Annotated in this window: 7 protein-coding genes; 6 read left to right on the forward strand and 1 reads right to left on the reverse strand. The window is 51.4% G+C overall.

The annotated features are described in order from the left end of the window. Positions 1-25: 25 nt before the first annotated feature. The gene (gene alaS / locus AAHB90_RS06155; RefSeq protein ID WP_342084066.1) at positions 26-2,686 is read right to left on the reverse strand and encodes an alanine--tRNA ligase; all 2,661 of its coding nucleotides are present in this window, start codon (positions 2,684-2,686) and stop codon (positions 26-28) included. A gap of 279 nt (positions 2,687-2,965) precedes the next feature. Here alaS and AAHB90_RS06160 point away from each other — a divergent pair, with 279 nt between their 5' ends. The 6 genes from AAHB90_RS06160 (at position 2,966) to AAHB90_RS06185 (ending at position 14,112) form a co-directional block, all read left to right on the forward strand. Beyond that, a complete protein-coding gene (locus AAHB90_RS06160) occupies positions 2,966-3,352 on the forward strand; it encodes a hypothetical protein (protein ID WP_342084067.1) in 387 nt (128 codons plus the stop codon). Positions 3,353-3,505: 153 nt separating this feature from the next. Then, positions 3,506-4,195: an RNA polymerase sigma factor gene (locus AAHB90_RS06165; RefSeq protein WP_342084068.1), complete on the forward strand. Its 690-nt coding sequence runs from the start codon at positions 3,506-3,508 to the stop codon at positions 4,193-4,195. A 116-nt stretch (positions 4,196-4,311) separates the two neighbouring features. Further along, positions 4,312-5,367: a FecR family protein gene (locus tag AAHB90_RS06170; RefSeq protein WP_342084069.1), complete on the forward strand. Its 1,056-nt coding sequence runs from the start codon at positions 4,312-4,314 to the stop codon at positions 5,365-5,367. A 158-nt stretch (positions 5,368-5,525) separates the two neighbouring features. Next, positions 5,526-9,068 carry a SusC/RagA family TonB-linked outer membrane protein gene (locus AAHB90_RS06175; RefSeq protein ID WP_342084070.1) on the forward strand — a complete coding sequence of 1,181 codons (3,543 nt, stop codon included), beginning with the start codon at positions 5,526-5,528 and terminating at the stop codon, positions 9,066-9,068. A gap of 13 nt (positions 9,069-9,081) precedes the next feature. Further along, positions 9,082-10,932, forward strand: coding sequence for a RagB/SusD family nutrient uptake outer membrane protein (locus AAHB90_RS06180; protein ID WP_342084071.1), 1,851 nt, complete (start codon positions 9,082-9,084; stop codon positions 10,930-10,932). A gap of 30 nt (positions 10,933-10,962) precedes the next feature. After that, the gene (locus AAHB90_RS06185; RefSeq protein WP_342084072.1) at positions 10,963-14,112 is read left to right on the forward strand and encodes a SusC/RagA family TonB-linked outer membrane protein; all 3,150 of its coding nucleotides are present in this window, start codon (positions 10,963-10,965) and stop codon (positions 14,110-14,112) included. Positions 14,113-14,115: the final 3 nt, after the last annotated feature.

Genomic DNA, 14,115 nt, shown 5'->3' on the forward strand with positions numbered 1-14,115 from the left:
TGAGCGGATAAGTAGTAATACTTTTTTAGAACAGGCCTCTGGCTTTTTCTAGGGCAGTGTCCAGTCCGCTGGCATCGGAACCACCCGCCGTTGCGAAAAATGGCTGTCCACCACCGCCGCCGCGGATCTCCTTGGCCAGGTCTTTCACGATCTTGCCTGCATTCAGCCCGGTTTCCTGAACGATGTTTTCGGCGATGAACACCGAAAGCTGCGGCTTGCCGCCGATCTCGGCCCCGAAGACTGCGATCAGGTTCTCGACCTGGTCACGTAGCTCGTAGGAGAGTTGTTTCAATGAATCCGCGCTTGGGACATCCACCTTCTGCACGATCAGGTTGAATGTGCTGTGGGTTTCCATGTTTTCAACCAAAGTGGTTTTCAGGGCCTGAATCTTCTCGTTTTCGAGTGCCGCAATCTTTTTCTGTAATGCTGAGCGCTCTTCGATCAGACTTTCAACCGCTTTGACAAGGTCGGTAGGGCTTTTAAGCAAATCTTTGATTTTGTTCAAAGTTTCTTCCTGCTGGCGCATTAATTCCAGTGCTTTCTCACCGGTAACAGCTTCAACCCGCCGAACGCCGGCTGATACCGAACCCTCTGAAATGAATTTGAACACGCCGATCTCACCCGTAGAAGGTACATGCGTACCCCCGCAAAGCTCGAAAGAGAACTTGGGGTCGAAGATGATCAGACGCACGAAATCGCCATATTTCTCGCCAAAAGTAGCCGTAGCACCTGCGTCCAGCGCCTGCTGAATAGGTACGTTCCTTCTTTCGTCCAGAGCGATATTCTCGCGGATCTTTTCATTTACGCGGTCTTCGATTCTTTTCAGCTCTTGGTCGGTCACTTTCGAGAAATGGGCAAAGTCGAAACGCAACACTTCGTCATTTAGGAACGAGCCTTTCTGGCTTACGTGTGTACCCAGCACCTCGCGCATAGACGAGAGCATCAGGTGCGTAGCGGTGTGGTTCGACTTGATTTTATTACGACGGTCGATATCGATTTTGGCAGTGATAATCCCGGCTTCCGACAATGCCTCATCCAGGTTCTTATCGCGGGAAATATGTACAAAAAGATCGTTTTCCTTCTTAGTATCAACAATCGCAATCCTCCTTCCTCCTTCCTCCTTTTTCTCCCCATTTAAAAGAAGTTCGCCAGTGTCCCCAACCTGTCCCCCCATTTCTGCATAGAAAGGGGTGCGGTCGAGCACGATATGGTATTCCTCACCGGTTTTGGTTTTCACCTTGCGGTACTTTACGATATGGCTGTGGGTTTCTTCAAAATCATAGCCCAGGAATTCCACACCATCATATTCACGCAGTTCGATCCAGTCGGTCGCTTCTTTGGCTGCGTCCTGGCGGGAGCGCTTTTTCTGCTCGGCCAATGCATCTTGATAACCTGTTTCATCGATCTGGAAGCTTTTCTCACGTGCGATCAATGCAGTAAGATCGACCGGGAAACCGAAGGTGTCGCTCAGTTCAAACACCTCGTCGCCCGGGATGGTATTGATACCTTTTTCTTTCAGGCCGGAGGTTATGGCGTCCAGCCGTTTCAAACCTGATTCGAGCGTGCGCAGGAAGCTTTTCTCTTCTTCCAGGATCACACGGGTCACAAATTCTTCCTGGTCTCTCAGCTCGGCGAACACATCCTTGAACTGCTCGGCCAGTACCGGCACCAGCTTGTGGAAGAATGGTTCCTGGAAGCCCAGGTAGGAATATCCGTAACGCACGGCGCGGCGCAGGATCCGGCGGATCACATAACCGGCCTTCACGTTGGATGGCAGCTGACCGTCGGTAATAGCGAAGGCTACCGCCCGTATGTGGTCGGAAATCACGCGCATGGCAATGTCCGCGAAAGGCTCGTCGTTCTGCCCGTATTTTTTGCCCGAAAGCGTTTCCAGTACCTGAATGGTGTTTTGGAAAACGTCGGTGTCATAGTTTGAAGTTTTTTGCTGGATGGCCATGCAAAGACGCTCGAAACCCATTCCGGTATCAACGTGTGTCGATGGAAGGGGGATCAGCGAGCCATCGGCCTTACGCTCGAACTGCATAAATACCAGGTTCCAGATTTCCACAACCTGGGGATGATCGTTGTTCACCAGCGATTTACCTGACACTTCGGCTACCTCCGCCGGCGAGCGCAGGTCGACATGGATTTCAGAACATGGGCCGCAAGGGCCGGTGTCGCCCATTTCCCAGAAGTTGTCCTTTTTATTTCCAAGGATAATGCGGTCTTCGCCAACGATACCTTTCCACAGGTCCCAGGCCTCCTGGTCGAACGGCACACCGTCGGCCTCATTTCCTTCGAATACCGACACGTATAACCTGTCTTTGGGCAGTTTGTAAACCTCCGTCAGCAGTTCCCACGCCCAGGCGATGGCCTCTTTTTTGAAATAATCGCCAAACGACCAGTTGCCGAGCATTTCGAACATGGTGTGGTGATAGGTATCAAAACCTACATCTTCCAGGTCATTGTGCTTTCCCGATACGCGCAGACATTTCTGGGTATCCGCAATTCGGCGTGAAGGAGGTGTGCCGTTTCCGAGGAAAAAATCCTTGAACTGCGCCATCCCCGAGTTGTTGAACATCAGTGTGGGATCGTTCTTAGCCACCAGGGGCGCCGAGGGTACTATTAAATGTCCTTTGCTGCGGAAAAAATCAAGAAAAGCCTGACGTATTTGATGCGAGGTCATTGTGTCTGTTTTGGTACTTATATCATCATGAAATTTGCCGCAAAGGTACACAGTTGCATTGAGATTAAGTTACTGCCGCTCCGCATATTCGAAATTTCAGCACACCCCACAGTACAGGATGGCTATTTTTGAAATAATATCCTTACTCCTCGGAAAGTGAGTATAAACCCGCAGATGCCTCCTTTTTCAGACATAAAGCTTAACAAACAGATAATACCCGGGATGGTCTGAATTCGGACTTAAGTTTGATAGGCCCTAAAATTCAATCTACTAATATCGATGAAACCGTTTTCAGAGTTATCGGCTGAGGAGTTGGCAATGGAAAACCTCTTCATAAGATGGGTACGGTTTCCTGATGATCCGCCTATCCGCTCGTTTTGGGAAAACTGGATCCTCAAATATCCCGCTCAGAAGGACACCGTCGCCAAAGCGCGCGAACTGGTGCTGATCGCTTCCGACTGGAAGACCGACAACCTTTCCGGTCAGGACGTGAATTCCATCTGGGGCCGCATTATGAGCTCGCTGGATATTATGGGAGACCGGGATTCTAGAAAAAGCGTCCAGGACCGGCCGGCTAGCGGACTTTCGGCAGGCAATATCGTCCTGATCCTGATGTCTGTTACCTTCCTGCTTTTTATCTTTTACTTTATATTGGGCAACTACTGAGCCTGTCGTACCCTCGCTGCTAATTTTATTATTTCCTGAAAAATCTTGACTTTTTAAGGGTGATCGCCATATTCTGCGTCACCTAGAAATCATTGCGCGGTGACATACTGCCGGTGATTTTTCCTGGACCGAAATTGCTCAATCTCAGTGAACATGGAAGCTATTAACCTGACAAAGAACCGGAAAACGGACGCACTGGAAGCTCATGAACCGGCCTCCCCGCTCTGGAACATGCTGCGGGCGGGAAGCGGCGACGCTTTCGAACAGATATTCAGGCATTACTACCCGTCGCTGCTCAACTATGGTCTCCGTTTCAATAAGGATGACGAGGAGGTCAAAGATTGTATTCAGATACTTTTTATGAATATCTGGGAGCGGAAAGCGTTCCTGGGGAACTCTGATTCTATCCGGAACTACCTGCTTGCTTCGCTCCGTCGGCTGATCCTTAAAAGAGCGAAAGTGAACCCGTTAATGATCGCGTTGGAAGACGAAGATTCGCTGTTCCATGTAGAGCTGTCGGCGGAAATGAAGATGATCCACGATCAGACGCTCAAAGAAAATGTGGTCTCCCTTCAAAAGGCGATTCAAAACCTGCCCGCCCGCCAGAAAGAGGCATTGTACCTCAGGTTCTACAATGATCAATCGTTTGGAGAGATCGCGCTGATCATGAATATTTCTACCCGGGCCGTGTATAAGCTCATTTATAAAGCGTTGGATGCGCTTAATGAAGAACTTGCGCCGCTGGGCAGGGATATGCCGTTTGTATTGGGCATTTACTGGTCATTGCTGACGTCGGGGAGCTTACTGATAGAACATGTAGAAGTTGTTAACGATATCATTTAATATCAATTAGAAGGTATTTGAACAAAATGTAAAAATTTTTACAAAAAATTTAACCAGTCGAGGGTCACTCGGTATTTATTCTGGCTTTATCAAAGTAAAGAATAAATATTATCCTATTGGAAGCGCACAAATACGACCGGTTTGGCTACAAGGATTTCGTCCTCGACGACGATTTTCGTGCATGGCTCAACGGCTCCGCCCCCGAAAATGATCATCTGTGGGAGAAATGGCTACTTGCCAACCCATCCCGACACCCCGAAATCGAAAAAGCCCGGAAGATCGTCTATGCCCTGCATTTCCAAGGGAAGCCGGTACCCACCTATGACATTGAGCAGCAATGGAAGCGGCTGGAATCGTCAATCGCCCCGGATGTTCATAAAAACATTGTCGACCGGCCCCGGGGTATCGCTTTTCGCCGGGTGTTCAGGCTCCTTACGGCCGCCTGTATGCTGGTGGGGGCTTTCTTTCTGGCAAGCCGGTACCTGACCTCGCACACTGCCCCTGCCTCTGCTTTTATGCCGGTTGAGCATAAGTCGGCTAACGGCCAGCAACGAAGGCTTCTACTTCCGGACGGCACCCGCGTGACGCTCAATGCCGGCTCGTCGATTTCTTACCCCGAGAAATTTGAAGAAAAGATCCGTAAGGTCAGCCTTACCGGCGAGGCTTTCTTCGATGTCACCAGAAACGAAAAAGCTCCGTTCGTGATCACGACCGGCGAAGTGGTCACCAAGGTATTAGGTACCTCGTTCAACATCCGCGCCTATCCCGAAAACAAAGCTGTACAGGTGGCAGTAGTAGAGGGCAAGGTGAAGGTGAATGCTAAAATAGGCTCAGACGATCAGAATGCATGCGTTTTCCTGAGCAAAAGCGAAATGGCGACCTTCCAGAAAGAAGCCGGCGAGCTCATTGTGAGTATCTACGACGAAAAGGAGCAGATCGGCTGGAAGGACGGTATGCTTTATTTCCAGAAATCGGATTTCCATTCAACGATCCTCAAACTGGAACGCTGGTACGGCGTGAAATTCGAGATCTCTCCGGACGTACGCATCGACGCCGACTGGCGCTTTAGCGGCAAGTTTCAGGATAAACCGCTGGATTATATCCTCGGGGTAATGAGTTATCCCAACCGATTTTCATACAAAGTCAACAACCGCATTGTAAACCTTCAATAACCGAAACAGCCTATGCCCTCTGATACCAGCTGAAAAAAGAACCGGTAACCATTACTGATTACCGGTCCGTGTGACTTTCCCGTGCTAGGAGTTGGCGCTCAATCAGGTAACGGAGAAAGCCACGTGTAATGAACGTGCAATTCAAAACGATCAAAAATATGCAATATAAACTACTACGACAAATTGTAGCGATGTCTAGGTATGCGGTAATCGGGACGGTTTTGCAATGCATTTTTGCGGGTTTGCTGTCTGCTTCCGACGGCAAGGCCCAGGAGCAGAGCATTGAGAAAATCTACATTTCCATCGATCTGCACAACGTGCCGCTGGAAGATGCCTTTGTGGTGATCAACGATAAAACCAATTTCAATTTCCAGTACGACCATAAACTTGTGCGGGACAAGACGGTCGACCTCAGTTTCCCGCAGGCAAGCGTGGGGAAGCTGCTCAGGCATATTTCCCAGGAAACGAGCCTGAGTTTCAGCAGGGTCAACGAAACCATCTATGTGTCCAATGCCAAAAAGCATGCGGTTACCGAGGTACTGAACGGCACTTCGGTGTTCAAGGCATCGGCCACCGGCAAACCGGAAGCAGTTACAGGATCGGCGGAGGCCTATCATGCGCGCCGCTTGCGGGATTTAATGGACAATGCGATTGCCTCGTTGACCGTGACGGTAACCGGGGTGATCAGAGATGAAAACGGGAATGGATTGCCGGGCGTGAACGTAGTCGAAAAAGGGACCCTTAACGGGCTCTCCACAGATACCGATGGTAAATACAAAATAACGGTTACCAATAATGCTTCGGTGTTGGTATTCAGTTATATAGGATATGTTTCACAGGAAATACAGGTCGCCGGCCGCCGGTCGCTGGACGTAAAACTGATACCCGAAAATAAAGCATTGGAAGAAGTAGTGGTGGTGGGTTACGGCACGCAGCGCAAGGAAAGCGTAGTGGGCGCTATTTCGCAGGTCGACAACAAGGCGCTCATGCGCTCGGGTACGTCCAATGTTACCAACGCGCTCTCGGGCAAGCTTTCGGGCGTGCTTACAATGCAGCAAAGCGGTGAGCCGGGCAGCGACCATTCGGAGATCGTGATCCGGGGACTTTCGAGCTGGAACGGCTCCCAGCCGCTGGTAATGGTCGACGGCGTGGAACGTGATTTCCGCGACATGGACCCCAATGAGATCGCCACCATTTCGGTATTGAAGGATGCGTCGGCCACGGCTGTTTTTGGTGCGAAGGGGGCCAACGGGGTCATTATCGTTACCACCAAACGCGGTACGATCGGCAAGCCCAAGCTCGATTTTACCGGCTCCTATGGTCTGGCCAAGGCGACACGCATTCCGGACCACATCAGCTCCTACCAGACGATGTCGATGTACAACCACGCATTGATGAACGGCCAGCAGTTTACCGACCTTATTCCCCAGAATGCCTTGAACGAATACCGCAATCCGTCGACGCCGCTGAACAGCCTGCGGTACCCCGATGTGAACTGGTTCGAACTGATGACCAAGCCATTTGCAACCAATGCCAATGCGAATTTCAACGTTTCGGGCGGCACGAATTTTATCAAATACTTCGCTTCACTCGGCTATGCTTACCAGGGTGACTTTTTCAAGGCATATCATAAAGGATACGACGACACACGCTACTGGTATAACCGGTTCAACTACCGCACCAACATCGATTTTAACCTGACCCGCAACACCACATTGACGCTGAATGTGGGTGGCGAGACCGGCGTAAAGAACCAGCCCAGCAATTCCCCCTGGCGTAACTTGTATTCGACAGGTCCATCGCGCTACCCGGCCTATTTCCCTGCCTGGGTGCTTGAACAGGTGCCTGATCCGGACTATCCGGGTGCTACCGGCGACCGCCTTGCCATGAACTTCGGAGAGTTCACCGGCAACCCCTACACGTCCATGAACCAGGGGTCTTTCAACAGGTACCTGGATTCGAAGCTTTTCACAGACCTCATTCTTGATCAGAAACTGGATGCGATCACCAAAGGGCTGTCGGTCAAAGCAAAGGTGTCAATGAGCACCTATTACCGAAACCGTTCTCTTACGGCCAGTTATTCTTTCCCCGAATATCAGCTCAACTACGATAAGATTGGTACCGAGGAAAATCCGTGGTTCCGGGCCGGGCAGGGCAACGAGGTCTTCGAACAATCGCCGCTGGATATCAATGTAGGCGAATTGGAGAACGACTATTACAAGGACTTCTACTACGAGCTCTCGACAAGCTACAACCGGGCGTTTGGAAAGCACAATGTGACCGGGCTCGTTTTGGTCAATCGTCAGCAGAAGGACAAAACCACAGAGTTCCCTTATTACAACCAGGGGCTGGTAAGCCGCGCTACTTACGATTACGCTAATAAATATCTGGTAGAACTGAACGTGGGTTATACCGGATCGGAACGTTTCGCCCCGGGCAACCGGTACGGTTTCTTCCCGTCAGGCGCCGTTGGCTGGGTGGTGTCAGAAGAAAAATTCTTTAAAGACCGCATTTCCTGGATCAGCAAACTGAAACTCCGCTATTCCGATGGGAAGGTAGGAAGTGATATCGCCGACAACCGGTGGCTTTATCTGAGCGAATTTTTCAAGGATAATGCAGGCTACATTCACGAAGACCTCGGCCCGAACCTCGTTTCGCAATGGGAAGAAGCCCGCAAGCGCGACTTCGGGGTCGAGCTTGGGCTCTGGAATGATACATTCACATTTGGTATCGACCTTTTCGACGAAAAACGTAAGAAAATGCTGCTGATCCCACAAAGCGTAACCATGCTGGTGGGTAATTCATTCAAGGAATTGAATCTGGGCCGGTTGAAAAAACATGGCATCGAGATCGAAACGGAATACCGCAACCACACCGCTTCGGGCCTGAACTATTTTGTGAAAGGTATTTTCGGGTTTAATGAGAACCGTATTCTCTTTAAAGACGACCTTCCTTACGCATTCGACTACCAGAAAGCAGCCGGCAAACCACTTGGCGCCCAGCTGAGCGGGGTGGAGCTGACAGGCAGCGGCTATTACACTTCGGTGGATGATATACATAATAACGTTTCGGCGATCGACCTGCAAAAACTGAATGTGGGCGACTACAAATTCCTTGATTACAATGGCGACGGCAAGGTGACCAATCTGGACAAATACCCGATCCCAGGTTCGGATTATCCGCCGATCACCTATTCGTTTTCAGCGGGTTTCTCCTGGAAAAGGTTCGATTTCAACTTCATGTTCCAGGGTAATGTGGGCAAGTACGTGGAGTTCAACCAACCCTACGAAGTGGAGTTTATCAAGGGCGACTGGCGTGTGCACGCATCGCAGCTCGACTACTGGACACCCACAAACCCGGGCGCGAACCATGCCACATTGCATTACTCCGGCGGCGGCAGCACCGACAATCTTTTCTGGGGCGGCGGTGAGGCCGACAGGGGCTTCGATATCATGATCAAGAACCGGTTCTGGCGGAACTCCAATTATTTGAGATTAAGGGAGGTATATGCGGCCTATACATTTAATTCCAAATTCCTCCGACGGGTTATCGGCACCTCGAACCTGGTGTTTTTCGTGACCGGCAATAACCTCTGGACCTTCACCAAGCTGATCGAAGGCGATCCGGAAAGGAAAGATTTCAACCAGGGCTTTTACCCGCAGATGACCACCGTAAAGTTTGCCATCAGGGCTGCATTCTAAACCAAACCAACTGATGATGAAAAGATTAATTACGATACTTTGTATACCGGTGCTGTTGATTTTGTTGCTCGGTTCGTGTGTGGAAGACTACCTCGACAAAGCACCCGAGTCGGGGCTCACTCCCGACGATGTTTTTTCCAAATACGAGAATTTCAAAAAGTACTTCGATGATATTTATGAAGGCAACAGGCTGGACGGCAGCACCTGGCGTGCCTACAACATCAAAAATGCCTATTCGCTCTATTTCGATTTCTGGGATCAGAAGTACACCCTGGAAGCACTTACCGACATGAGCGACATGGGCCGTGTGATGGACGCTCAGGTCATCAAAGCCGGGCAGATTTCGGCGATTATCAATAAGATGACTTACGATCCGCAGCGACGGCCGATCCTGGGGTCGATGTTTTACATTGTCCGCAAATGCAACACGGCTTTGAAAAACATCGGCATGCTCAAAGATGCAAGCCAGGCAGATATCAATGATTTCAAAGGCCAGGCGCATTTCATCCGGGCATTCGCGCATTTCGAGCTGTTCAGGTTATGGGGGCCGATGCCTTACCTGACGACCGTGATGGGTCAGGACGATGAATGGGACATTCCGCGGCTCTCCAAACGGGAGACACTGGTGCGCATTGCGATGGATATGGATTCTGCCGCCATGTATTTCGAGCAGGCCGACCTCATGCGGCGCGACCCAGGCCCTGGTGTAGCGGGGCATTTGAACGATCCCGAGCAAAAACGTCCTACCGGCGTGGCAGCGAAGGCATTCAAAGCACGGGCGTTGCTGTACGCGGCCAGTCCGTTGAATAATGAAAAAGGAAATGTCGACTGGGAAGATGCGGCCAAGGCCAGCTGGGAGGCGATCCAGATCGCCGAAAAGTACGGCTACGAACTGCTTCCGCTCGACGATTACAAGAAGAATTACATCGGCACGACCTATTCCAACGAACAACTCTGGGCGTGGTATGCGGGCACGAAAGCCTATAATGCCGGCGATCTGAACGGCCAGATGAACGGCGTTTTCGGAGGTGGCAAAACAGGCTGGTCGGGTGAATGCCCCACGCAGAACACCGTCGATAAGTTCGAAACCAAATGGGGCGAACCGCTGAATACCCCGGCCGACCGTCAGGCCGCCGCCGCCGCCGGGCATTACAGCGAGCAGGATCCTTATAAGGACCGCGATCCGCGTTTTTACATTGACATCATCTACAATACCGCGCCGGTACCAGGTTACGGTAATGCCAAAATCTACTATGAAACCAAAGATGGTGCTGCCGTTTACGGCCAGCTGCTCGACCAGTCCTATGCAGGCATTACACGCACCGGATACTACGAGCGCAAAACCTGGGGCGAGCAGAGCGTGAATAACAAAACGACCCCGCAATACACCGACCCGCTGATACGCCTGGGTGAGCTGTACCTGAACTATGCGGAAGCTGCCAACGAGGCCTACGGACCAAACGGCACCGCTCCGGGGGCGTCCATGACCGCCCTGCAGGCGCTCAACCGCATACGTACCCGTGCAGGTATGCCGAACGTGCTACCCGCGTACGCGACCAGCAAGGACAAACTCCGCGACCGCATCAAAAATGAGCGAACCATAGAGTTGTGCTTCGAGGGGGGCCATTACTACCACGACATCCGGCGTTGGAAGGACGCGCCCAAAGTAATGGGCGGTACGCTCTACCGCATGAATGTGGAGAAGGTGCCTGCGAGCACTGCTTACCCGACCGGATTCAAATATACCCGGATGCCGCTCTCGTCCGATCGCCAGACACGCTGGAAAGAAGCTATGTACTATCTGCCGTTCAATACCGAGGATATGTACAAAATGAAAAATTTCGTCCCGAACGAAGTCTGGTAACCCCTAACGCTCAATCCAATGATGAATAAAATGATGCATTATATAGGGCAGGTCTTTATCGGAATGATAATGCTATGCCTGCTGTGGGGCGGTGATGCGCTGGCCCAGGACAAACCGGCCAAAAAGCCCAAACCCGTCAATGTAAGCCTGAAAGTAACCGACGAAAACGGAAACCCCATCCCGAATGCGTCGGTAATTGTGGGCGAAGGGCAGATCCACGCCGAAACCAATGCCAGCGGCGGTTTCGATTTTGAAGCATTGCCGGAGGATTTCGTAACGGTTTCGTCGTATGGATACAGCAAGTCGGTTTCGCTCGTGGGCGATATCGCTACCAATAGCGTAGTCGAGCTGAAAAAGGCCAAACTTTTCGCTACCCCCGATGACGCCGTGCCGATGCCATTCACAAGCATTCCCAAAAGACTGGCCACGGGCAGTTATGTGACCTTGAAAACTGCCGATCTTGAAAAATACCCTACCAACGACCTGCGTAATGCCTTCGCCGGGCTGGTGAACGGCCTGGAAGTGGTCGAGCGCGATGGTTCGCCCGGCCTTACCGCCGAGGAAGAACTGGGGAATTTCAGGATCACCGAAAAGATCGGTCTGGCCACCCGGGGGCGCAGCCCCATTTTTATCATCGACGATATCCCGACCGACATCACGGAAATGCCGATGGACCCGCAGGAAATCGAGTCGGTGACGATTATCAAGGATATTGTAGGTAAAGCCATGCTCGGCCCGCGGGGTGCCGACGGCATTATTTACATTAAAACAAAAAGAGGAAAGGTGAACGAGCGCGTCCTGAGCGTGAATGCCGAGCAGGGTGTGAGCGTGGTTGACAGGTTTCCCGGTTGGGCGTCGGGCGCCGGCTACGCACAGCTAAATAATGTAGCCAGGACAAACAGCGCCCTCACGCCGCTCTATAACGAAAACGACATTGCTGCATATGGAAAAAACGACCCGTACGATCCGTATCACCCAAGCGTGGACTTTCGCAAGCTGATGCTGAAAAACTCAAAACCGTTTACAAGGGTCAATCTTTCCTCGACAGGCGGGAATGAGACGGTGCAGTACAGCGCCTATTTAGGCTATAATGGCGAAGGGGATATCTACAAGATCGGCGCGAAGTCGGATTACAACCGCATTAATGTCCGGTCAAATATCGATATCAAGATCAATCCGCTGATTAAGGTCAAGTTCGACTTTTTCGGAGGGCTAACCCTGCGCCGCTCGCCTAACTACGGCTACAATTCCAACTTCACAAGCGACGACGGCAATACCAACACGGCGCTTGACCTGGTGGAATTCAACTCGGCGATCAACGACATTACCAACACCCCGCCGATCGCATTCCCCGTGTACGCCGCATTCGCCGACAATCCGGTGGCGCCTTGGTATGGGGTAAGCTCCAATTTCAAGACCAACCCGGTGGGTAACCTCATGCACAACGGCTATTACACCGAGACAGGCCGCACAGGGGCTTCCAATCTCACTTTTGAATATGATTTGAGAGAATTGGTACCCGGCCTTAAATCGACCACCTATGCCGGCTTCAACCTGTTCAACAGCCTGCGGATCGGTAAGGCAGAAGATTACATAGCCTACATTGTCACTCCCGGAAAAACCGATGCGGGCATGGACACAGTCCGCCTTTCCAAAGTGCATGATGGCGTGGACATGGCCGGTCAGGCAAAGCTGCACGACTATTATTCGCAGCGGTTTGTAGTATATGAAAACCTGAGCTATGAAAAAAACTGGGGCATACACAGCTTTCAGGCGGGGCTTACCTACTACCTGGGTAAATCGACGCGTAATGGTATTGAAGAGCCTCAGCGCCAGCAAAATGCGGTTTTAAATGGGGTGTATTCTTTCAGAGACCGTTACGTGTTCCACGGTGTGCTCAACTACGCGGGGACTTACAGTTTCGATAAAAACAAACGCTATGCCATGTTTCCCGCGGCGGGCGTGAGCTGGGTAATTTCGGAAGAAGGTTTTTTGAAGAACCTGAAAAGCATCGACTATCTCAAAATCAGGGCTGAGGCCGGCACGCTCGGTTATGAGAGCTTCCTGCCGCCGTTCTATTATCTCGACCGCTGGGCCGTCAACTCGACAGGCTCCGCGTTTGGTCCTTACTCGACGAACCAATGGTTTGGAAGTAATACCGACAACCTGGCATACCGAACCACGCAAGGTCGCGTAGGTAACCCCGATCTGACCTGGGAGAAACGCAGGGAGTTCAATATCGGGATCGACGGATTGTTCCTCAAACGCAGACTTTCGGTCGAGGTAAACTATTTCAATCAGCTGCGCGACGGCATTGTCTCGCAGCTGGCGAATACGCTGCCGCTCGTGGTAGGCGTATCCGGCGCTCGCCCCTGGTATAACTATAACAAAATCAGGAACTTCGGATTGGAGGCCGCATTGCAGTTTACCGAGCGGGTAGGGGACGTCCGCTTTTCGGTCGGCGGTAATGCCACCGTGCAGAACAGCGAAGTTCTGAAATGGGACGAGCCCAATTACCGTTTCGACTACCAGACCCGCGTTGGAAAGCCTACCGACGCTTATTGGGGGCACACCTACATCGGAAAATTTGCCACCGATGCCGAAACCGGCGTCATTCGGCAGGTTTACGACGATGACCTTAAAGCCGGCGACCTTAAATACCTCGACCGGAACAGCGACGGTATTGTGGACGACAATGACCAGGTGCAGGTCGGATACACTTCGCCACGGCTGGTGTATGCGTTAAATCTGAAACTAGCCTTTCGCAACCTCGAACTTACCGCCATCGGCACAGGCCGCGCATTTTACCAGATACCGCTTACCAACAAATATTTCTGGAACGGCTGGGGCGACAACAACTATTCCGATTTCGTGAAAGAGAATATGGACGGGCAATATCCGCGGCTGACCTATTATAAGGTGAACAATAACTTCCAGGCTTCGGATTTCTGGCTCCGCGACGGTGGCTTTTTCAAGATCCAGAATGTGGAACTTGCTTATAATGTGCCCGTACGCCTGGGCAATATGATCGCTGCGCGTGGTATTCGTGTGTATGTGCGCGGGGCCAATGTGCTCACTTTTTCGAAAATCAAAGACGTAGATCCCGAGTCGATCAACTCAGGGATTACCAGCTATCCGTTGTTCCGCACATTCACCGGCGGGGTTAAACTGACATTTTAAAGC

It is taken from the genome of Dyadobacter sp. OTU695, assembly GCF_038440355.1.
Classification (GTDB): domain Bacteria; phylum Bacteroidota; class Bacteroidia; order Cytophagales; family Spirosomataceae; genus Dyadobacter.